The sequence below is a fragment of the Rudaea sp. genome (assembly GCF_036560865.1).
Taxonomy (GTDB): domain Bacteria; phylum Pseudomonadota; class Gammaproteobacteria; order Xanthomonadales; family Rhodanobacteraceae; genus Rudaea.
In genome coordinates this window covers 16,542-37,000 of record NZ_DATBQK010000018.1, presented here as the reverse complement: position 1 = coordinate 37,000, position 20,459 = coordinate 16,542, and the positions used below count along the sequence as shown (strand labels likewise).

Annotated in this window: 19 protein-coding genes and 1 pseudogene; 13 read left to right on the top strand and 7 right to left on the bottom strand. The window is 63.4% G+C overall.

Annotated elements, in window-relative coordinates:
• The first annotated feature begins 12 nt into the window (after positions 1-12).
• The 4 genes from VIE67_RS01850 (at position 13) to VIE67_RS01835 (ending at position 2,919) form a co-directional block, all read left to right on the top strand.
• A complete protein-coding gene (locus tag VIE67_RS01850; protein WP_332022707.1) occupies positions 13-420 on the top strand; it encodes a hypothetical protein in 408 nt (135 codons plus the stop codon).
• Between the two features lie 347 nt (positions 421-767).
• A complete protein-coding gene (locus tag VIE67_RS01845; protein WP_332022705.1) occupies positions 768-1,208 on the top strand; it encodes a rhodanese-like domain-containing protein in 441 nt (146 codons plus the stop codon).
• 98 nt (positions 1,209-1,306) lie between these two features.
• On the top strand, positions 1,307-1,783 hold the full coding sequence (gene secB, locus VIE67_RS01840) for a protein-export chaperone SecB (RefSeq protein WP_332022703.1): 477 nt from the start codon (positions 1,307-1,309) through the stop codon (positions 1,781-1,783).
• Positions 1,784-1,842: 59 nt separating this feature from the next.
• Positions 1,843-2,919 carry an NAD(P)H-dependent glycerol-3-phosphate dehydrogenase gene (locus VIE67_RS01835; RefSeq protein ID WP_332022702.1) on the top strand — a complete coding sequence of 359 codons (1,077 nt, stop codon included), beginning with the start codon at positions 1,843-1,845 and terminating at the stop codon, positions 2,917-2,919.
• A 33-nt stretch (positions 2,920-2,952) separates the two neighbouring features.
• Here VIE67_RS01835 and VIE67_RS01830 read toward each other — a convergent pair whose 3' ends face one another.
• The 4 genes and pseudogenes from VIE67_RS01830 to VIE67_RS01815 form a co-directional block, all read right to left on the bottom strand.
• The gene (locus VIE67_RS01830; protein WP_332022700.1) at positions 2,953-3,417 is read right to left on the bottom strand and encodes a tRNA (cytidine(34)-2'-O)-methyltransferase; all 465 of its coding nucleotides are present in this window, start codon (positions 3,415-3,417) and stop codon (positions 2,953-2,955) included.
• Between the two features lie 56 nt (positions 3,418-3,473).
• Positions 3,474-3,716: a hypothetical protein gene (locus tag VIE67_RS01825; protein ID WP_332022698.1), complete on the bottom strand. Its 243-nt coding sequence runs from the start codon at positions 3,714-3,716 to the stop codon at positions 3,474-3,476.
• A gap of 291 nt (positions 3,717-4,007) precedes the next feature.
• On the bottom strand, positions 4,008-4,268 hold the full coding sequence (locus VIE67_RS01820) for a hypothetical protein (RefSeq protein ID WP_332022696.1): 261 nt from the start codon (positions 4,266-4,268) through the stop codon (positions 4,008-4,010).
• Between the two features lie 495 nt (positions 4,269-4,763).
• Positions 4,764-5,324: pseudogene (locus tag VIE67_RS01815) on the bottom strand (SDR family oxidoreductase); the annotation flags it as partial.
• A gap of 112 nt (positions 5,325-5,436) precedes the next feature.
• Between VIE67_RS01815 and VIE67_RS01810 the strand changes: the two are divergent.
• The 3 genes from VIE67_RS01810 to VIE67_RS01800 all read left to right on the top strand — a co-directional run bounded on the left by VIE67_RS01810 (position 5,437) and on the right by VIE67_RS01800 (position 11,773).
• A complete protein-coding gene (locus VIE67_RS01810) occupies positions 5,437-8,358 on the top strand; it encodes a M16 family metallopeptidase (protein WP_414707246.1) in 2,922 nt (973 codons plus the stop codon).
• 70 nt (positions 8,359-8,428) lie between these two features.
• On the top strand, positions 8,429-11,269 hold the full coding sequence (locus VIE67_RS01805; RefSeq protein WP_332022691.1) for a M16 family metallopeptidase: 2,841 nt from the start codon (positions 8,429-8,431) through the stop codon (positions 11,267-11,269).
• A 96-nt stretch (positions 11,270-11,365) separates the two neighbouring features.
• A complete protein-coding gene (locus VIE67_RS01800; RefSeq protein WP_332022689.1) occupies positions 11,366-11,773 on the top strand; it encodes a DUF4156 domain-containing protein in 408 nt (135 codons plus the stop codon).
• A 114-nt stretch (positions 11,774-11,887) separates the two neighbouring features.
• Here the strand turns inward: VIE67_RS01800 and VIE67_RS01795 are convergent, their stop codons facing one another.
• A complete protein-coding gene (locus tag VIE67_RS01795) occupies positions 11,888-13,975 on the bottom strand; it encodes a hypothetical protein (RefSeq protein WP_332022688.1) in 2,088 nt (695 codons plus the stop codon).
• A 140-nt stretch (positions 13,976-14,115) separates the two neighbouring features.
• Between VIE67_RS01795 and VIE67_RS01790 the strand changes: the two genes are divergently transcribed.
• The 3 genes from VIE67_RS01790 (at position 14,116) to ubiB (ending at position 17,581) form a co-directional block, all read left to right on the top strand.
• Positions 14,116-15,132 (top strand): NAD-dependent epimerase/dehydratase family protein, encoded by a 1,017-nt coding sequence (locus tag VIE67_RS01790; RefSeq protein ID WP_332022686.1) that lies wholly within the window; start codon positions 14,116-14,118, stop codon positions 15,130-15,132.
• Between the two features lie 62 nt (positions 15,133-15,194).
• Positions 15,195-15,839, top strand: coding sequence for a ubiquinone biosynthesis accessory factor UbiJ (locus VIE67_RS01785; RefSeq protein WP_332022684.1), 645 nt, complete (start codon positions 15,195-15,197; stop codon positions 15,837-15,839).
• Between the two features lie 5 nt (positions 15,840-15,844).
• Positions 15,845-17,581, top strand: coding sequence for a ubiquinone biosynthesis regulatory protein kinase UbiB (gene ubiB / locus VIE67_RS01780; protein ID WP_414707251.1), 1,737 nt, complete (start codon positions 15,845-15,847; stop codon positions 17,579-17,581).
• Between the two features lie 67 nt (positions 17,582-17,648).
• On the opposite strand, the gene VIE67_RS01775 is transcribed toward ubiB, so the two are convergent.
• Both VIE67_RS01775 and VIE67_RS01770 read right to left on the bottom strand, forming a co-directional pair.
• A complete protein-coding gene (locus tag VIE67_RS01775; RefSeq protein ID WP_332022682.1) occupies positions 17,649-18,215 on the bottom strand; it encodes a hypothetical protein in 567 nt (188 codons plus the stop codon).
• Between the two features lie 40 nt (positions 18,216-18,255).
• On the bottom strand, positions 18,256-18,474 hold the full coding sequence (locus tag VIE67_RS01770) for a hypothetical protein (protein ID WP_332022680.1): 219 nt from the start codon (positions 18,472-18,474) through the stop codon (positions 18,256-18,258).
• Positions 18,475-18,722: 248 nt separating this feature from the next.
• On the opposite strand from VIE67_RS01770, the gene VIE67_RS01765 reads away from it, so the two are divergent.
• The 3 genes from VIE67_RS01765 to VIE67_RS01755 all read left to right on the top strand — a co-directional run bounded on the left by VIE67_RS01765 (position 18,723) and on the right by VIE67_RS01755 (position 20,459).
• Positions 18,723-19,205, top strand: a complete 483-nt coding sequence (locus VIE67_RS01765; RefSeq protein WP_332022678.1) for a YajQ family cyclic di-GMP-binding protein — start codon at positions 18,723-18,725, stop codon at positions 19,203-19,205.
• Between the two features lie 223 nt (positions 19,206-19,428).
• On the top strand, positions 19,429-19,854 hold the full coding sequence (gene arfB / locus VIE67_RS01760; protein ID WP_332022676.1) for an alternative ribosome rescue aminoacyl-tRNA hydrolase ArfB: 426 nt from the start codon (positions 19,429-19,431) through the stop codon (positions 19,852-19,854).
• Between the two features lie 71 nt (positions 19,855-19,925).
• Positions 19,926-20,459, top strand: a complete 534-nt coding sequence (locus VIE67_RS01755) for a lysophospholipid acyltransferase family protein (protein ID WP_414707250.1) — start codon at positions 19,926-19,928, stop codon at positions 20,457-20,459.

Sequence of the window (20,459 nt, the reverse complement as noted above, 5' to 3'; positions counted from 1 at the left end):
GTGAGCCGCACCATGTTGCAGCGAATCCTTGTGTTGCTTGTACTCGTCAGCCTCGCCGGTTGCCCCGAGTCGAAACCCGATCGCGACCTGCTCGATACGACGCTGCTGAACTACGCGACGGTGATCCGCTGGGGCAATTTCGAGGACGCTGTCGCGTATGTCGATCCGGAGACGCTCAAGGCGCATCCGCTGACGCGTCTGGATTTGGATCGCTACAAACAAGTGCGCGTGACCGGCTACAGCGAACAACCGCTGCGGCCGGACGGCGAGCTGCAGATGAAGCAGACGGTGGAAATTGGATTGGTCAACAACAATACCCAGTCGGTGCGTTCGATACTCGACCGCCAGGTCTGGCGTTTCGATGCGAAGGCCAAGCGCTGGTGGCTGGTGTCTGGCCTGCCGGACATCACCCAGCACTAGCAGCCTGTAACAGAGGAATTGAAAGCAGCTCGCTGGGTCTCGCGGCGCTGTGCTTGATCCTCAATCGGCCCATAGCTTCGGCTATGGGCCTCGCTCCGGAGCGGCGCCCAGCACCCCGATCCCGGCGCGATCCCTCTTCCCCTTCCTTACAGGTCACTAGACACGCGGGCGTCGATGTACAGATTTCCACAAATCCTGTTTTGGCGGACGCGATCCCTGGAACCCGGACTCACGCCGGGCGTACGCCGAAGGCGCCGTACTTCGCCATGGCTTTGCTCTGGGCGCCTGCGTAGCGGATAATCCGCGCCCCGCGTCCCGTTCGCGCCCGCCGCGCAGCCCAAGGTTCCATGTCCGATATCCTGCACCACCTGCCCGAGTTCTTCGGCAATCACATGCTTCTGGTCATGCTGTTCGTGGTGCTGCTCGTGGTGCTTGTCGGCAACGAGGTTTCGCAACTGTTTCGCGGCTACCGCGAACTGACGCCGTCCGCGCTGACCCTGCTGATCAATCGCGAAAGCCCGCTGCTGGTCGATCTTTCCGCTGCGGCAGACTTTGAGAAAGGCCATATCCCCGGCGCGCGCAACGTGCAGATGAGCCAGTTCGACCCGGAGAACAAGGATCTGGCCAAGGTCAAGGAACGACCCGTCGCGGTATACTGCCGCACGGGCAATACTTCAGCACAGGCCGCCTCGCGGCTGGTCAAGGCCGGCTTCAAGCAAGTGTTCTGGCTCGGCGGTGGCTTGGGCGCATGGCGCGAGGCCAGTCTGCCGATCGCCAAGGGTCGCTAGATCGGTTTCGATCCCTGCCCGCGCCACGTGCGCATACCCGTCATGCGTGGGATAATCCGCGCCATTTTTCTTTCTGTCTGAATTTTCTGGAGCAAGTCATGGCTGAGATCACCACCAACGGCGCCGCGGAAGTGGGCGCGCAACTGTCGCTGCAAAAGGTCTATATCAAGGACGCTTCGTTCGAAGTACCGGGCGCGCCGCAGATCTTCCAGGAACAGGGCCAGCCACAGGTGCAGTTGAATCTGCAGCAACAGGTCGGCATGCTCGCCGACAACGTCTACGAAGTCGTGCTCACGGTCACCGTGACCTGCAAGCTCGAGGAAAAGACCGCGTACCTGGCCGAAGTGCAGCAAGCCGGTGTCTTCGGCGTGACCGGGTTCGATGCGCAAACGCGCGATACCGTGCTCGCGACCTATTGCCCGAACGTGCTGTTTCCGTACGCGCGCCAGATCGTGTCCGATCTGATCCAGAACGGCGGCTTTCCGCCGTTCCTGCTGCAACCGATCAATTTCGAGGCGCTGTACGCCGAGCAGGCGCGCCGCCAGGCTGAAGCCGCGCCGCAAGCGAACGCGTAATTTCACCAGCGGTCCTGATTGCAAGATCAATCAGCCGTCCCTGACCGCACTTCAAGACGATGAGCAGCAAACCGGCGATTTCAGTGTTGGGCGCCGGCTCCTGGGGCACCGCGCTCGCTGCGGTGCTCGCGCGCAACGGCGTGCCTACAACATTGTGGGGCCGCGATGCGGCCGCGCTCGCGGCGATGCAGGCGACGCGGCGCAACGCGCGCTATCTGCCCGATCTGGAATTGCCGGGCGCACTGAACCTGTGCGCCGACCTGAGCACGGCGGTGCGCGGCGCGCAGGCATTGCTGATCGTCACCCCGAGCCATGCGTTTCGCGCGCTGATCGAGCGCATCGGCGCCGATGTCGCGCCGAATGCAGGCGTGGCCTGGGCAACCAAGGGTTTCGACCCGGCTTCGGGCCGCTTCCTGCATGAAATCGTTGCCGACCGCCTGCCCGGCGTACCCGCGGCGATCGTCACCGGGCCTTCGTTTGCGCGCGAAGTCGCACAGGGTCTGCCGACCGCGGTCACCGTGCATTCGGCCACGCCGGCGTTCGCGCAACAAATTGCGCAAATGCTGCATAGTACACTTTTCCGCGCCTACACCGGCAGCGACGTGATCGGCGCCGAGCTTGGCGGCGCGATGAAGAACGTGCTTGCGGTGGCGACCGGCGTTGCCGACGGCATGAATCTGGGTCTGAACGCGCGCGCCGGGCTGATCACGCGCGGCCTCAACGAAATGCTGCGCCTCGGTGGCGCGATCGGCGCGCGCGCGGACACCTTGATGGGCCTCGCCGGCCTCGGCGATCTGGTGCTGACCTGCACCGGCGATCTGTCGCGTAACCGGCGTCTCGGTCTGGCGCTTGGCCATGGTGTGGCATTGGCGGACGCCGTGGCGCAAATCGGCCAGGTCGTGGAAAGCATCGAGACCGTCGACACGGTCATGCGCCTCGCGGACGACCACGGCATCGAACTGCCGATCTCGCACGGTGTTCAGCGCGTGCTGCACGAGGAGATCACGCCGGCCGAAGGATTGCGCGAACTGCTCGCGCGCGAGCAGAAGCCCGAGTATCCCGCCTCAATCGATAACGCTGTTGCGCGCGCAACGGCCACTCCGCCCTTCCCGCCTGCAGGACAAGGCAAGAGGTGAGGCGGGCGCGATGGCCCACGCCGGCGTATCCCTCTATGCGCCGCCGGCAAAACCGCGCTGGCGCCAGGCCTCGTAAACCACCACCGCGACCGCATTCGACAGATTCAGACTGCGGTTGTCCGGGCGCATCGGCAGGCGCAAGCGCTGTTCCGGGGGTAGTCCATCGAGCAAGCTCTGCGGCAGACCGCGCGTTTCCGGACCGAACAGCAGCGCGTCGTCGTCGCCAAATTGCGCATTTGTATACAATGTGCCGGCGCGCGTGGACAGCGCGAATAACCGGTGTGGTTTGACGCTGGCGGCGAAAGCGTCGAGGTCGTCATGCACCGCAAGCGCGGCGAACTTGTGATAGTCGAGCCCCGCGCGCCGCAGCTTCGCATGATCGAGGTCGAAACCGAGTGGGCGGATCAGATGCAGCCGCGCGCCGCTATTGGCGCACAGGCGAATCACATTGCCGGTATTCGGTGGAATCTCGGGTTGGTACAGGACCACATGCAGCATGCCGCGATTATTTCGCGATCCGCGCACATGCGGCAAGCCTCGTGAACGGTCCGCGCTTAACGCGCAGCCGTGCGCGCACCCAGGTCGATCGGCGCACCGACCACGACGCTGGTTTCGCAGCGCTCGCTGCGGCGCAGGACGTGCGTTCTGCCCATGGGCGTCGCGGTGACGCTGATCGCGGCCAGCGTCGGGATTGCGGAAGTTGCGGGCACCGGCGCATGCGTCATCGCATACGCGCTCACTGTGACGCCCAGTGCGAGAGCGGCCAGGCCGCGGCTGATTTGCAGGGAAAGATTCATTGCGTACTCCTTTGTATACTTTGCCTACGCTGGTTGAGCAAGGCGCGTGCCAGCATTCTCGCCAGCGTTGGTTTACAAAGGCATTGGATGCGCAATCAGGCAGTTGCGTTGCGCCGGAAACGGCGCGCGTGACTTCCGGCACGGGGCCTGGGCATGTGTCCGCGGACAGGTGGTTGTCCGCTGTGCGCAGCCGCTGTGAACGGTTACCCTGCGCGCGAATGCGTCGCGAGTACGCGCGGCCTGCCACGCCCGGCGGGCGAGGCCGCCGGGTCATGCGCAGTCGAATGCAGCTCAGCGCGACGCGCGCGCGATCTCGCGCGGAGTCGGATTCGCGCTGACTGTAAGCGGACGGCCGACATGCACGCGTGTAGTGTAGTGCGCATTGTTGTCGCCGGCAGCCGTACTGGTCACCACGTCGATGCGCGTCGGCGCAACGTCGGCAGCGGACATTTGCGCGGCCGTCGTTTCGGCGTGCGCCGTCATGAAAGCGCCGATCGCCGAACACAGCACGAATGCGACAACACCGCGTTTGATTTGAGTGGAAAAGTTCATTTCTATACTCCTGAGGTTTAACTGGATAGCTGTAACCGTTTTCAATTCGATGGCTTGCTCGCCCAGCAAGGGCCGCAGCTCTGCGAACGATGGGAAACATGCCCGTACGATGTCTGTATCGTTGTCGGATGATGAAAGCAGCGTCAGCGCTGCTTCGGCGGACAGGATTGCCGTATGGAGGGACGCGTTCGTAGCGGCGTATGCAAAGGCAATCTGCGCGGAGCTATCAGCGCATGGGCAGCACTATACGCAGCGCTGTCTGAACAAATAACTAACGGATCAGTACAGTAATTAGCCTGCGACAAACTGCCTCAGGCCCGCTGGGCAGATCTGCGCCGGATCTCACCAGGCCATTGCTTCGCCGCGATGGTCGACGAAACTCCCGCTCGCGGCCGGTTCGAGACCATCGATCAGGCGCAACATGGCGGTGACGGACTGGGTCGCGGACAGCGGCGCACTCGCGCCGCCCATGTCGGTGCGTACCCAGCCCGGATGAATGCTGACCACGCAGATACCTTGCGGGCGGAGTTCCGCCGCAAGCAGACGCGTCAGCATATTCAGCGCTGCCTTGCTCAGCGCATAGCTCGGCGAGTAGAAATGCGCTGTGTCGGCCAGCGAACCCAGTTCGGACGAAAGATTGATCACCCGCGCCCGCGTGCCGCCCGCGAGCAGAGGCGCAAACGCCTGGGTCAGCAGCAGCGGACCGACGACGTTGGTATGCAAAGTCGCATCGAACGTGCTCGCAACGAGTTCGCCGAAGCGCTCGCCGGAAACCAGCACGCCGGCGCAATTGATCAGCACGTCGATGGCCTCGCCGAGCATGCCTGCTTCACGCGCGAATCCGGCGATTGAGCGCTCCTTGTCGAGATCGAGCGGGAGCACATGCAGCCGGCCCGGGTACGCGCCGGCAAGTTCGGTGAGCTTGAGGGCGCGTCCTGGATTGCGGCAGCCGGCGATCACACGATCGCCGCGCGCAAGCAGTTGGCGGGCGAATTCGAGACCCAGACCCCGATTGGCACCGGTGACGACCGCGCGTTGCACACGAGCTTGCGGCATGCCGCGCTCCGAGTGAAATTCACCTCAGTCTACCCCTGTCTTTCGGCCGTTGCGCCGAATCCCGCGGCTGGGCTAGTCTCGGCGTCTTTTCGCGCAACCACGAGGGAGCAGGATGATGTCCGTTGCGACATGCCGATCGATTCGACCCGCAGACAAAAATTTTCCACGCATAACCCTACTATGCAGATCGGCCCTCATCGCCCTTGCGATTGCGCTATCAGGCTGCATGACCGCACCAACGACGACATTGCCCAAACCCGAGAGCACCAGCGCCGTGATCGATATTCCGTTCCAGAAATTCCAGCTCGACAACGGCCTGACCGTCGTCGTGCACGAGGATCACAAAGCGCCCGTCGTCGCGGTGTCGATCTGGTATCACGTCGGCTCGGGTGACGAACCCGCGCGCAAGACCGGCTTTGCGCATCTGTTCGAACACCTGATGTTCTCGGGCTCGGAAAATCACAAGGGCACCTATTTCAAGCCGTTCGAGGTCGCCGGCGCGACCGACATGAACGGTACGACCTGGCTCGACCGCACCAATTATTTCGAGACCGTGCCCACGACCGCGCTCGACATGGCGCTGTGGATGGAATCGGATCGCATGGGGCATCTGTTGTCCGCGATCGGCAAACCCGAGCTCGACACGCAGCGTGGCGTGGTGCAGAACGAAAAGCGCCAAGGCGAGAACCGTCCGTACGGACGCACCGGCGAGAACATCCAGTTGAACGCGTTCCCGGCGAATCACCCCTACCAGCACACGACGATCGGTTCGATGGCCGATCTCGACGCGGCCTCGCTCGACGACGTCAAGCAATGGTTCCGTGATTACTACGGCGCGGCGAACACGACGATCGTGCTCGCCGGCGACATCACCGCACCAATTGCCAAGGAAAAGGTGCAGAAATACTTCGGCGACATTGCGTCCGGACCACCGGTGCCGCGCCAGCAGGCCTGGGTCGCGCCGCGCAGCGAATCCACGCGTGGCACGCAGTCCGATCATGTGGCGCAGGTGCGCATCATCCGCGAATGGAACGTGCCGCAGCTCGGCGACGCCGACACGCCGCTCCTCGACCTCGCCGCCGCGGTGCTCGGCGGCGGCAAGACCTCGCGCCTGTATCAGCGTCTGGTCTATCAGGACAAGCTGGTCGATGAGGTGTCGGTGCGTGTGCAGACGTTCGCCCTCGCGAGCCAGTTCGAACTGCGCGCGGACGTGAAGAAAAGCATCGATCCAGCAAAGGTCGAAGCAGCGATCGCGGACGAATGGGCGAAATTCCTCAAGGACGGCCCGACCGAGGACGAACTTGCGCGTGCCAAGACCGGCATCCGCGCCGGTTTCATCCGCGGCCTGGAAAAGGTCGGCGGCTTCGGCGGCAAGGCGGTGATCCTCGCCGAAAATCAGGTCTACCTCGGCGATCCGGCCGCGTACAAGACCGAACTCGCGCGCAGCGCGGCCGCAACCCCGGCGAGCGTACTCGCCGCCGCGCAGAAATGGATCGCACGCGGCGATTACACGCTGACCGTGATGCCAGCCAAGACAGGCGCGGATCTCGCCGCCGAGAACAAGGCGGTCAAGGGTCTCCCCGACGCGGCGGGCAAACCCGCGCCGGTACTGCCGCCCGCGAAAAAGTATACGGTTGAAAAAAGCGATGTCGATCGCAGCAAGGGCGTACCCGAAGTCGACCAGTATCCCGATCTGAGCTTCCCCGCCGTGCAGCGCGGCAAGCTCAAGAACGGTATCGAGGTGATCCTCGCCGAGCGCCACACGATTCCGCTGACCCAGATCCAGTTGCAGTTCGATGCCGGCTACGCCGCCGATCAGGGACGCAAGCTCGGCACCGCGAGTTTTGTCGGTGCCATGCTCGACGAAGGCACCAAGACGCTGGATTCGGTCGAGATCGCCAAACGCCGCCAGCGCCTCGGTGCACTCATCAGCGCCGGTGCGGGCCTCGACTCTTCCACTGCCGGCCTCAGCGCCCTCAACGCGGAACTGGCGCCTTCGCTCGACCTGTTCGCCGATGTCGTGCGCAATCCGGCGTTCCGCGATGCCGACATCGAGCGCATCCGCGCGCAGTGGCTGGCCGACATCGCGCAGGAAAAAACCCAGCCCAACGGCATGGCGCTGCGCACGTTGCCGCCGCTGCTCTACGGCAAGGACCACGCCTACGGCATTCCATTTACCGGCACCGGCACGGAAAGCGCGATCAAGTCGCTGACCGCGGACGATCTGGCTGCATTCCAGCGCGACTTCATCCGCCCCGACAACGTCAAGATTCTGGTCGCCGGCGATACCACGCTGGCGCAGATCCTGCCGCTGCTCGACAAGGCCTTCGGCGACTGGGCTGCGCCCGCATCGGCCGTGCCGCGGAAAAACCTCGCGCAGGTCGCCGCGCAGAAAAAGCCGCGCGTGTTCCTGATCAACCGCGCCGACTCGCCGCAATCGCTGATCTTCGCCGGTGCGCTCGCGCCGACGACGAAAGCGCCGGACTACCTCGCGGTGCAGACCGCGAATGCGGTGTTCGGCGGCACGTTCACCTCGCGCCTCAACATGAACCTGCGCGAGGACAAGCGCTGGTCCTACGGCGCGCGCAGTTCGGTACAGGATGCACTCGGCCAGCGTCCGCTGCTGGTGCAGGCGCCGGTGCAGACCGACAAGACCGCCGAATCGATCGGCGAGGCGCTCAAGGAAGTGCGTGCGGTGGCCGGCGAGCGGCCACCGACCACGGCCGAAATCGACAAGATCAAGGCACAGCGTGTGCGCGCCTTGCCGGGCAGCTATGAAACTATCGCCGCGGCGCTCAACGCACTGTCGACGAATCAGCTGTATGGCCGCCCGGACAACTACGTGCAGACCTTGAAGCAGAACATTGAGGCGCAGACCGACGCCCAGGTCGATGTCGCGGCGAAGGAAATCTTCGTCGCCGATGCGCTGACCTGGGTCGTCGTCGGCGATCTGTCGAAAATCGAGAAGCCGGTGCGTGCACTCAATATCGGTGAGGTGAAAGTGCTGGATGCCGACGGCCAGGTGTTGCGCTGATAGCGGTGAGTCTTCTTTCCCGTCGCACTGTCGAGCGACGGGCACTATTTCGTTTCGTATTGGAGTACTTATGCGTTCGACCCGTCTTCTGCTGAAATCCACGGCGCTGAGCCTTGCGCTCGTTGCCGCATCCGCTGCCGCCGACACGGCGCCCGCAAAAATCGACACAGTCGATCTCAAGTACGACAAATTCCAGCTCGACAACGGCCTGACCGTCGTCGTGCACGAGGATCACAAGGCGCCCGTGGTCAACGTCGCGGTGTGGTACCACATCGGCTCGGCCGACGAGCCGACCGGCAAGACCGGTTTCGCGCATCTGTTTGAACATCTGATGTTCTCGGGTTCGGAAAATCACAAGGACGGCTATTTCAAACCGTTCGAACTGATCGGCGCGACCGACATGAACGGCACGACCTGGAACGATCGCACCAATTATTTCGAGACCGTGCCGACCACCGCGCTCGACATGGCGTTGTGGATGGAGTCGGACCGCATGGGCCATCTGCTCGGCGCGATCGGGCAGAAGGAACTCGACACCCAGCGCGGCGTCGTGCAGAACGAAAAACGCCAGGACGAAAACCAGCCCTACGGCCGCGTCGGCGAAAACATCGGCGTCAACGCGTTCCCGGCCAACCACCCCTATCATCACGACACGATCGGCTCGATGAAGGATTTGAACGCCGCCTCGCTCGCCGACGTGAAGCAATGGTTCAGCAGCCACTACGGCGCGGCGAACACGACCCTGGTCATGGCCGGCGATATCACGCCGGACGTGGCGAAGAAAAAGGCGCTCGCATACTTCGGCGATATCCCGGCCGGGCCGCCGGTCGCGCGCCAGCAAGCGTGGGTCGCACCACGCGCGCAATCGACGCGCGGCGAAATGGTCGATCAGGTCGCGCAGGTGCGTATCTATCGCGAATGGAATGTGCCGCAGCTCGGCGATGCCGACCTGCCCCTGCTCAGTCTCGCTGCCAAGGCACTCGGTGGCGGCAAGACTTCGCGCCTGTACGAGCGCCTGGTCTACAAGGACAAAATCGCCGATGCGGTGAGCGTCGAGGTCGAGGATTTCGCGCTGGCCAGCATGCTGCAATTGCAGGTGGACGTGAAAAAAGGCGTCGATCCGGCCAGGGTCGAAGCCGCGGTTGCCGACGAATGGGCGAAGTTCCTCAAGGAGGGCCCCACGGTGGATGAGCTCGACCGCGCGCGCGTGCAGGCGCATGCGGAAATGGTGCGCAATGTCGAGAAGGTCGTCTACCAGGCATGGTTCCTCGCCGAAGGGCAGGTCTATCGCAACGATCCGAACGCATACAAGACCGACTTCGCGATCATCGATGCAGCCACGCCGGCGAATGTCCTCGCCGCGGCGAAAAAGTGGGTCGCCAATGGCGATTACACCTTGACCGTCAGCCCGGGCACGCCTGATCCGAACAAGGACGAAGCCGAAGCGGGCGGCCTTGCCGCTGCGGACGGCGCACCCAAACCAGTGCTGCCACCGGCGCACGAGTATAAAACGATAAAAAGCGACATCGACCGCAGCAAGGGCGTTCCGGTCGTCGCCAGCTTCCCCGATCTGAGCTTCCCGAACCTGCAGCGCGGCAAATTGAAGAATGGTATCGAAGTCGTGCTCGCCGAGCGTCACGCGGTGCCGATCGTCGAAGTCAAATTGCTGCTCGATGCGGGCTATGCCGCCGACCAGGGCCGCAAACTCGGCACCGCGAGCTTCACTGCCGGCATGCTCGAGGAAGGTACGAAAACGCTAGACTCGCTGGCGATCGCCCGCCGCCGCGAACAGCTCGGCGCGAACCTCAGCGCGCGCTGCGATCTGGACACCTGCGCGGTCGCGCTCAATAGCCTCAAGTCGCAACTCGACCCGGCGCTCGCGCTGTGGACCGACGTGCTGCGCAACCCCGCGTTCCGCGCAGCCGACATCGCACGCCTGCGCGGCCAGTGGATCGCGAACATCGCGCAGGAAAAGACCGATCCGGTCAGCCTCGCCCTGCGCACCCTGCCGCCGCTGATCTACGGCAAGGGCCACGCCTATGCCGTGCCGTTCACCGGCAGCGGCACCGAAGCCTCGATCAAATCGCTGACCGACAAGGATCTGCGTACCTTCGTCGCCGACTATTTCCGTCCCGACAATGCGCGCATCGTCGTCGCCGGCGATACCTCGCTCGACGAAATCGTCGGCAAACTCAATGCGGTGCTCGGCGACTGGAGCGCGCCGAAGACGCCAGTGCCGAAGAAAAATCTGCCGATCGCGCTCGCCCCGAACAAACCGCGCGTCTATGTGATGGATCGCGCCGGCTCGCAGCAATCGGTGATCATCGCCGGCATCGTGGCGCCCTCGTCGCTGGCGCCGAACCAGCTGGAAATCCGCACCATGAACGGCGCCTTCGGCGGCTTGTTCACCTCGCGCCTCAACATGAATCTGCGCGAGGACAAGCACTGGGCCTACGGCGCGGGCAGCTTCCTGCCGAATGCGCTCGGCCAGCGCCCGTACGTGCTCTACGCGCCGGTGCAGACCGACAAGACCGCCGATTCGATGAAGGAAATGCTCAGCGAAGCGCAGGGCCTGGTCGGCGAAAAGCCGCTGACCGACAGCGAAATCGCCAAGGTCAAGCAAAGCGACGTGCGCGCGTTGCCCGGACAATTCGAGAGCACGCAATCGGTGCTGGCAAGCGTGCAGAACATCCTCGTCTATCATCGCCCCGACGACTACATCCAGACCCTGAAGCAGCAGATCGACGCGCAGACGGACGCCGATGTCGAGGCTGCGGCGAAGGAAGTGGTCAAGCCGAACGGTCTGACCTGGGTCGTGGTCGGCGACCGCAAGCAGATCGAAAAGTCGATCCGGGATCTGAAGATCGGCGAACTGCAGGTACTCGATACGGATGGCAATATCGTGAAGTAGTCTCGCTCTCGTCTCTGCTCGTTTCCGGCAAACAGCGGCCGTTCATCGCCGCTGTTTCAGAATGGATGCTGCCCGCTCACAGATGAACTCGCCGAGATGAGAAAAGTTGCATTCTCCACATTGTTGATTTCTGTCGCCCTGCTTCCTGCCGCCTGTACCTGGGTGAACCCAACCGTCAGCGGCGGCAGCGTGCGCGTGGCCTACGACGGCAACGTCAGCGGCTGTCGCGACGCGGGCACGGTCAGCGTGACGGTCGCCGACAAGATCGCGTTCTATCACCGCAGCGAACTCAAGGTGCGTGACGAGCTCGAAACGATGGCGCGCAACGAGGCGGCCCAGCTGCCTGCGGACACGATCAAGCCGCTGAACGAACCCAGCGATGGCGCGCAGCGCTTTCAGGCCTACGTCTGCGGGCGCGTGCAGGTACACCAGCGCGATGCCTCGCGCGAGCAGGTGCCGCCACCACAGGATCGGGTGCAGACTTTTCCGGTCAAGGAACACTGAAACACCACTGTTGTCCCGCCAAGGCGCGCGCAGGTATGCGCCGGCGCTACTGGAGGCGCGACGACTGCTGCGGGACTGCCTTGCTGATCGGTAGCCGCCGATCGCTCAACACGCTCAGGGCGCGCAGCTCGCGATGCCGAGCGGATTGGTCAATCGGTGCAGCGCGAACTGGAGTGGCGGCCCGGACGTCGCGACACCGTTCAAGTAAATTGGACCGAGTGTGGCGGTGCCGGTCGTGCACGCCAGATTGAGCTGCTGCACGGGCATGCTCGCCGACCTGTCGATCTTCGACTCATTGAATGCCGCACCGAACTGGGTGCCCGTCGGTTCGAGAAGTTGCCCGGCATAGCTGCCGTCGCCGGTCAGCGTGGCCACCCCCGACACCCAGGTTTGCGTGCCATCGGTGTTGAGCCCGAAATAAAGCACCGCCTGATTCTGTGCGTTGAGCTGGTCGACGAGAAAGCCGTTGCCGCTGGTCGCCGGATCGTACCAGCCGCCGCTTGGCTGCGCGGCCGTGCTCGCATTCGAGGCGCAACCCAGGCCGTTCAGGCCGGAGAGCCGCGTCAGCGGCACTTCCATCGAGCCCCAGTTTGCCGGGCCGTCCCAGCGCATGCCGGCCGTATTGCAGTCGCTGAAGGTCAGCGCGATGCGGCCCCAGCTCTGATTGGTCACCTTGCCCTGCGCGTCGCGCAGCGGGCGCAACACCTTGGCGAATTCGATGCCGTTGCCGACTATGTCACCGACGCCGTAGACCCAGGCCTGCTTGCCGGCCACGCCTGTTGGCGGAAAAGTGAAAAAGTATACACCAGCCTTGTTGTTCGGCAGGATTTCCAGTTCGATGCCCTCGCCGCTGCGTGCCGGGTCGTACCAGCCACCGCTGTAGCGCGCGTCGACCGGCGCCGCCGTCGACGCAGGTCGCGGCGCAACCTTGCTGTCGAAGCTCGGCGGCACGATGCTGGCGTCGAACCGGCACGGTCCGCCCGCGCCGGCCGCAATCGCGGTCTGACAACCGCTTTGCAGATCGGCGACCCGCGGCTGGTGGCCGCTTGCGATCCACGCGCGCAACGCTTCCCAACCCGCCACGCCCTCGGCAAGGTTGAAGCCGCAATGCGTCGGCGTTGATTCGTTGACGAGGGCGCTGGTCAATTGCGTGCCGGGCAGCGTCTGTCGCAGCACATACTGGTTGGCCGGAATCACCAGTTCGTCTTCGCTCGTCTGGATCGAGATCACCTTGGTCGCCGGGTCGACGCGCCCGCGAAAATCCGAGGCCCAGCGCAAATACAGTTGTGCGAACGGATCGGCTGTGATGCGCGCGATGCCGCTGTTGATCGCCGGGTCGGGATACAGGACACCGACCGTGGTGAACGGACTCAAGCCGTTCAATTTGTCCGCTGCGCGCACCAGATCGGACAGGGCGTAAGTGGAATAGCCCGTGTCGGTGAGGAAAAATTTGTCGGTGGTGACATTGGAAAAAGTTTCGAGCTCGGCGAGGCGGCGTACCATCGCGTCGTTCTGCAGCAGCGGCGGCAGATTGATGCCCGTGCACACGTTCACCGGCAGCAAGGTCTGGATCAGCTGCGCTTCGTCTTGCAGGTCGGACAGATTGTCGGGAATATCGGAAAGGTTGTAGGCCCATGGAATCGGCTGGTTGCCGGTAGGCAACTGGCCGGCACTGTTGACGTCCTTGCAGACGACGTCATAGGCCAGGCGCGCATCGATACCGAAATCCCAAACGCGCGAGCCGGCCGCGGGCGGGCAGGCCGAGTACACCCCCGGCACCGGGGCGAAGCGCGGATCCTCGGCCAGCTTGAGGGCGATCAGGCCGCCGAGCGAAGCACCATAGGGAATGATCGCGCCGGGCGTGCCGACCTGGGTCTTAAACGCGTCGAGCAATTGCGCATTGTCGTCGGGCGCGGCGAACAGCGCCCACGAGCGCTGGCTGAAGCTCGACGCGGCGATGGCATAGCCTTCGGAAACTTGCAGATCGGCAATCGGCCCGAGGCTCGGATTGGGTGCGGGCGGATTGAAGCTCAAACCGTGCTGGAACAGCACCAACGTGTCGCCGGGTTTCCACGCGTCCGGTACGCGGATGCTGTAGTACGCGCCCGAGGCGGTCTGGCCGCTGAAATCGCGTTCGGCATGCGCCGCGCCCGCGAACAGCAGCAGGCCGACGAGTCCGATCCTGAATGAATTGCGCAGCATGCCTTGAATCTCCCCGCAGTTGGCGTCGAAGGTAATCCCATTCGGCTTAAGGCTGCGTAAACCGTGCGTGGGTCCGCACCCGGGGTGCGGACGGCCGCTACAATCCACGGACTCACCGCACGGGGCACGGCATCGAGGCAATGAAAATTCTGGTGACAGGCGGCGGCGGCTTTTTGGGCCAGGCAATCTGCGCGCAACTGCTCGCGCAGGGCCATGCCGTGCGCGCATTCAATCGCACGCGCAATGCGGCGCAGGAGCAGTCGGGCGTCGAGCAGCGCAACGGCGACATCACCAATATGGACGCGGTCGCTGCCGCCGCCGAGGGCGTGGATGCGATCATCCACACCGCCGGCAAGGTCGGCGCATGGGGACCGATCGAGGATTACTACGACATCAATGTGCGCGGCACCGATAACGTGCTTGCCGCCTGTGAGCTGCAGCGCATCGACAAGCTGGTGTTTACCTCGAGCCCGAGTGCCGTGCACGCGGGCGGCGATCTGGAGGGTGTGGACGAGTCCACGCCGTACCCGGCGCATTTTTCCACGCCGTATGCGCAGACCAAGGCGCTGGCCGAGCAGCACGTGCTCGAAGCGAATGGCGCGGAACTCGCGACCGTGGCCTTGCGCCCGCATTTCGTCTGGGGTCCGGGCGATCCGAACCTGTTGCCGCGCGTCCTCGCTCGCGCGCGCGCCGGGCGCCTTCGCCTGATCGGCGAGGCGAGCAAGAAGATCGATGCGGTATTTGTGGAAAATGCCGCAAATGCGCATTTATTGGCCCTGCAGAAACTCGCGATCGGCGCGCCGATCGCCGGCAAGGCGTATTTCATCAGCCAGGGCGAACCGATCAGTCACGAACGCCTGATCAACGCCTGGCTGCTGGCGGCGGGGCTGCCGCCGGAAACGCGGCATATTCCGCTGGGACTTGCGCGTTTCCTCGGTGCGACGCTCGAATCGCTCTACCGCGCGGTCGGTGCGCGCAGCGAACCGCCGCTGACACGATTCCTCGTCGAACAGATGTCGACTTCGCACTGGTTCAATATCAGCGCGGCACGGCACGACCTGGGTTACGAACCGCAGATCAACATGATCGATGGCCTGCATCGCCTGAGTCAGCACCTGTCCGCCGAGCGCGCACAAAAGGCGGCGGCGAAATCCTGAGCGGTGCCCGAACCGCACGGCAGGCGGGCTACAATGAGCGCCCGTTTCGACCACCGCGATCGATGTCCGACGCTCGTACGCCCGATCCGCTCCTGACCCGCCTCGGTCGCCTGCTCGAAGCGGCGCTCAATCGCGCGCTTGCGCTGGATGCGCCGACGCAGGCGCAGCTCGCTTCGCTTGAAGGACAGCGCATTGGCGTGGAATTGCGCGGACTGAATCTGGCGTTGGCGATTTCCGTGCAGGACGGCCGCCTGCACGTCGGCCCGCATTGGGAAAAGGCCAGCGACCTGAATCTGCGCGCCGCACCGGCCAGCCTCGTCGCGTTCGCCCTGCGCCGCGGCGAGGATTCCGCGCTGCCGCCGGGCAAGGTCGAAATTTCCGGCGATGCGGAACTCGCGCGACGCATGGAAAAACTGTTCCGCGGTTTCCGTCCGGACATCGAGGAAGCGTTCGCAAAAACCTTCGGCGATGTGCTCGGCGTGCCGATAGCGCGTGCGCTGCAACGCGCGTTCGACTGGTCGCGCGAATCCGCAAGCGCGCTGGCGCGGGACAGTGCCGAATTCCTGCGCGAGGAAAGCCGCGATCTGATCGCACCGGCCGAGATGGAAAAGTTTCTCGACGATGTCGACAATCTGCGCGAACGTGCCGATCGCCTAAGCGCACGAGTGCAGCACCTCGCCCAGCGCGCACGCGGAGACGCCGCTTGATCTCGCTGCGGCAGATTCCGCGCATGCTGCGCATCGCGGCCACGCTGGTGCGCTATCGCCTCGACGACATCGTCGAACTCGCGCCGCCGTTTCGTCCGCTGCTCGCGCTGCGGCCGCTGCTGCCGCGACCGCGCGCGGATATCGCACAACTCGCGCGCGGCGCGCGCCTGCGTCTGGCGCTGATTGAACTCGGGCCGATCTTCGTCAAGTTCGGCCAGATCCTTTCGACGCGACGCGACCTGCTGCCGACCGATGTCGCCGACGAACTCGCGCAGCTGCAGGATCAGGTGCCACCGTTTCCGGGCGATCAGGCGCGCGCGACGATCGAGGCGGCGCTCGGCGCGCCGATCGCGTCATTGTTTGCCGATTTCGATACCGAACCGTTGGCCTCGGCCTCGATCGCGCAAGTGCATGCGGCACGCTTGTGGCCCCCTTCCGACCCTGCGGGCCACCTTCCCCCGCAAGCAGGGGAAGGGACTGGGAAGCGACCTGCTGTCGCTGACGGTCTTATGGGCAAGGAAGTCGCCGTGAAGGTTTTGCGTCCCGGCATCCAGGCGCGTATCCGCGCCGATATCGATCTGCTGCGCGCACTCGGCGAACTCGCGCAACGCTGGCATCCGGCCGCGGACAAGATTCGTCCGCGCGAGATAGTTGCTGAAATCGAAACCACCCTGCTGCACGAGCTCGACCTGCAGCGCGAGGGCGCCAATGCCAGCGTGCTCAAACGCAACTTCATTGCGGGCGACGACCTTTACGTGCCCGAGGTGTTCTGGTCGCACAGCAAGGACGACGTACTCACCCTCGAACGCGTGCATGGCATCGCTGCCGACGATCTGGCCGCGCTCGACGCAGCCGGCGTCGACCGCATTGCGCTCGCGGAAAAAGGCGTGCGCGTGTTCTACACCCAGGTGTTCCGCGACAATTTTTTTCACGCCGATGCGCATCCGGGCAATATCTGGATCGATCCCGCGCGGCGCGAAAATCCGCGCTTCATCGCGCTCGATTTCGGCATCATGGGTTCGCTCGCCGAACGCGACCAATACTGGCTCGCGGAAAATTTCATGGCGATGTTCGACCGCGACTATCGGCGCATCGCCGAACTGCATCTGGCCGCCGGCTGGATTCCGCCGCATATCCGCCTCGACGAGCTCGAAGCTGCGGTGCGCACGGTGTGCGAGCCGTATTTCACGCGACCCTTGAGCGAGATTTCGCTCGGCGAAGTCGTGGTGAAGATGTTCCATGTCGCGCGCAAATTCGAACTCACCCTGCAGCCGCAGCTGATCCTGTTACAGAAGACCCTGCTCAATATCGAAGGCATCGGCCGCTCCCTGCATCCGCAAATTGATATCTGGGCCGTCGCGCGGCCGGTGCTCGCAGACATCCTGCGCCGCCGCTACGGCATCCGCCGCACCCTGCGCGAACTGCGCACGCGCGCGCCCGAATGGCTGGCCGCCGCACCGCAGATGCCGGAACTGATTCATGCGGTGCTGAAGAAAGCCGCAGCCGGTGAACTGGATTCCGCCGCTCGCGCCGCCGAGCGGGCGCAACGCGAACGCGATGCGCGCACGGACCGACGCCAACTCGTTGCATTGACTCTCGGCGCTACGGCACTGCTGATCGCGGCGTTGTTTTATTGCCTGGATTCGCGCAGCGCGCGGATCGCGCACGTGGCGTGGACTGTGTGGCTGAGTGCCGGAATTGGGGTTCTGGCGTTTGTTTCGGCTTGGCGCAGGTCGCGCTGAGCAGCGCTGCGGCTCATTTGCCGGTCTTGAGGGAAGCAGACCCCGGTCGGTTGGCTACAGCGCACAACTAACAGTCAACTTCGCTTTTCAGGGCTTTGATGAACGACGCTTCAAGCCTCTCTGACTGTTCCAGCGTGGTCCCTTTGCGAAAAACTCTGCCGGTCGGAAGCTTGTCGAATAGTAGGTCGATGGATTTCGTCGGCCCGTAACCCTCAGCAATCAAATCAAGAGTCCACTTCTTGCTTTTTTCTTTTATCGAAGCAACATATGCTTCGCGGAACTCAGCCCATGGGCACAATCCGACACCAGTTGTGCTAATCCCAATAAAAGTGCGTGGCCACCGCGAGGAGTCCTCGCGTACAACCCAATCGTTGAACTCTCCTTTGGTTAGGCGAATGGTGCCTAGCTTTGCTTCAATTCCAAATTGGTGTTTGTGATCCTTATAGTAGACGATGTCCCCGATAACACCTTTCGTTCCATCGGGATTGATGTAGTCGGGTATGCGCTGATTTAGTTTGAAGAGGCGTGGTACTAAATACGCGCTCACAAAATGATGCTCGCCTGGGCAGGGGCGCTCATTCAATCCCGACGTGCTGAGGTAACTATCTATGTATTCACTATAGGTCTTCAGCACTTGCGGCTCCATAGCTCGAAAATCGAAAGGCAATTCGTTCTTAGCTCTTCCTAGTTCCAAAGAACAACAGGCCGCCAATCACGATGGCACCGACGCCGGCCCAGACCGGGACGTTGACCGTCTGTTTTTCCTTTACGGTCATCTCGATTGGCCCGAGTTTGACCTCGTGGTTTTCCTTGGTGTAGCTGAAGCTGCCGTAGAGCAACGCGAGGACGCCGGCGACGACGAGGATGGCGCCTGCAATTCTGATCGGGTTCATTCGGTATTCCTTTCCGGTAAGGGGCGCCGCGACCTCGCGACGGATAATGTACACAAAGTACGTTGGAGCCTTACGCCACACGAGACGGCGAAGTCGAAAGCCACACTACAGCCACATGCACGCAACGGCCAAGAGAATTCTGCATCCTATCGAAGAGTGTGCGAACCGCGCATCCAGGTGGTTGACACTTCTCGTTCATCCGCATCGGCACAGCCTGCTAGAATCCCGGCGACTTCAAGGAACCACCCATGCCCTCATTCGATATCGTCTCCGAATTCGACTCGCAGGAATTGACCAATGCGGTCGATCAAGCCAACCGCGAGCTGGCGACGCGCTTCGATTTCAAGGGTAGCGAGGCCGAATTCGAGCGCGAGGAGATCACGGTCACGCTCAAGGCCAAGGCCGAGTTTCAACTCAAGCAGATGCTGGATATCCTCAAGCAGCGCTTGACCAGCCGGCATATCGATATCGCCTGCGCGGAGATCGCGGACCCGGAAATCAATCTCGCGACGGCGAAACAGAAAGTCACCCTGAAACAGGGCATCGATCAGCCGCTGGCCAAGGATATCGTCAAGCGCTTGAAGGATTCCGGCCTCAAGGTACAGACGCAAATTCAGGGCGACAAACTGCGCGTGAGCGGCAAGAAGCGCGACGATCTGCAGGGCGCGATTGCATTTCTGCGCGGCGCGGGCATCAAGATGCCATTGCAGTACGAAAACTTCCGCGATTAATCCGAGTGTCGCGTTCCATTCGTAACTTGCCATTGACTCACCTCTCCCGCTGGCGGAAGAGGTCGGCGCGCGTAACGCGCCGGGTGAGGGTGGCGCAACACGGAACAGCGTGCGCTTCACTGGCGCCACCCTCATCCGCCTTTGGCACCTTCTCCCGCCAGCGGGAGAAGGGAATAGAACAGAGCTTTACGCGTAAAGTTGTCTGCGGAGCGGCACACTAGCCATGCTGCAAATCACGCCAACGCTGCAAATTGCAGAAAGCGAACTTGTGGAAAGTTTCGTGCGCGCCTCGGGTCCGGGCGGACAGAACGTGAACAAGGTCGCTTCGGCAGTGGAGCTGCGCTTCGATGTGGCCAATTCGCCGTCGCTGCCGGACGCGTTGCGCGCACGCGTGCTCGCGCGCCGCGATCGGCGCCTGACCGCCGAGGGCGTATTGGTGATCCAGGCGAGCCGCCTGCGCGATCAGGGTCGCAACCGCGAAGATGCGCGCGAGCGCCTCGCCGAAATTCTGCGCGCGGCCTTGCATGCGCCGAAGAAGCGCGTCGCCACCAAGCCGACGCGTGGCTCGAAAGAGCGCCGGCTCGATGCCAAGCGCGTGCGCGGCGCGCACAAGCAGCGGCGCGCGAAACAGGACTGGAGCGGCGATTGAACGATTCGCCGATTTTTCCCAACCCGTTCCCGCGCGTACCGCCCAACGCGCCGCAGTTTCCACCTTCACTGATGGGCCGGCTCTGCGCCTGGATCATGCGTCGCAGCGGCTGGCGTATCGTTGGTGAGTTTCCCGATGTTGCGCGGCTGGTAATGATCGCCGCGCCGCATTCGTCGAACTGGGATGCGGTCTGGGGCATCCTGTTCAAGGTCGCGCTGCGTCTGGACATGCATTTCGTCGGCAAGCGCGAGGCGTTTTTCTGGCCGCTCGGCGGCATCCTGCGCCGTGTCGGCGGCATTCCGATCGATCGCCACAGCGCGCACGACGTGGTCGCGCAGATGCGTGCGCTGTTCGTCGCCAACGAGCGCTTCTGGTTCGGCCTTGCGCCCGAGGGCACGCGCAAGAAGGTAACAAAGTGGAAAAGTGGATTCTGGCACATCGCGCGCGCCGCGCAGGTGCCGATCCTGCCGATCTATTTCCACTACCCGGACAAGGTCATCGGCCTGCTGCCTCTGTTCTGGCCGAGCGACGACCCCGCCGCCGACATGGTCAAGATACGCGCGCTGTATGCGCCGTATCAGGGCAAGAACCGCGGCACTGTGTAG

Bases quoted from the DNA above. Each gene is read 5' to 3' on its own strand.
- VIE67_RS01845 (WP_332022705.1), top strand. From the start codon at position 768: ATGTCCGATATCCTGCACCACCTGCCCGAGTTCTTCGGCAATCACATG.
- VIE67_RS01770 (WP_332022680.1), bottom strand. From the start codon at position 18,474: ATGAACCCGATCAGAATTGCAGGCGCCATCCTCGTCGTCGCCGGCGTC.
- VIE67_RS01800 (WP_332022689.1), top strand. From the start codon at position 11,366: ATGAGAAAAGTTGCATTCTCCACATTGTTGATTTCTGTCGCCCTGCTT.
- VIE67_RS01810 (WP_414707246.1), top strand. From the start codon at position 5,437: ATGATGTCCGTTGCGACATGCCGATCGATTCGACCCGCAGACAAAAAT.
- arfB (WP_332022676.1), top strand. From the start codon at position 19,429: ATGCTGCAAATCACGCCAACGCTGCAAATTGCAGAAAGCGAACTTGTG.
- VIE67_RS01790 (WP_332022686.1), top strand. From the start codon at position 14,116: ATGAAAATTCTGGTGACAGGCGGCGGCGGCTTTTTGGGCCAGGCAATC.
- VIE67_RS01765 (WP_332022678.1), top strand. From the start codon at position 18,723: ATGCCCTCATTCGATATCGTCTCCGAATTCGACTCGCAGGAATTGACC.
- VIE67_RS01820 (WP_332022696.1), bottom strand. From the start codon at position 4,268: ATGAACTTTTCCACTCAAATCAAACGCGGTGTTGTCGCATTCGTGCTG.
- VIE67_RS01795 (WP_332022688.1), bottom strand. From the start codon at position 13,975: ATGCTGCGCAATTCATTCAGGATCGGACTCGTCGGCCTGCTGCTGTTC.
- VIE67_RS01785 (WP_332022684.1), top strand. From the start codon at position 15,195: ATGTCCGACGCTCGTACGCCCGATCCGCTCCTGACCCGCCTCGGTCGC.
- VIE67_RS01825 (WP_332022698.1), bottom strand. From the start codon at position 3,716: ATGAATCTTTCCCTGCAAATCAGCCGCGGCCTGGCCGCTCTCGCACTG.
- VIE67_RS01850 (WP_332022707.1), top strand. From the start codon at position 13: ATGTTGCAGCGAATCCTTGTGTTGCTTGTACTCGTCAGCCTCGCCGGT.
- VIE67_RS01835 (WP_332022702.1), top strand. From the start codon at position 1,843: ATGAGCAGCAAACCGGCGATTTCAGTGTTGGGCGCCGGCTCCTGGGGC.
- secB (WP_332022703.1), top strand. From the start codon at position 1,307: ATGGCTGAGATCACCACCAACGGCGCCGCGGAAGTGGGCGCGCAACTG.
- VIE67_RS01805 (WP_332022691.1), top strand. From the start codon at position 8,429: ATGCGTTCGACCCGTCTTCTGCTGAAATCCACGGCGCTGAGCCTTGCG.
- VIE67_RS01830 (WP_332022700.1), bottom strand. From the start codon at position 3,417: ATGCTGCATGTGGTCCTGTACCAACCCGAGATTCCACCGAATACCGGC.
- VIE67_RS01755 (WP_414707250.1), top strand. From the start codon at position 19,926: ATGGGCCGGCTCTGCGCCTGGATCATGCGTCGCAGCGGCTGGCGTATC.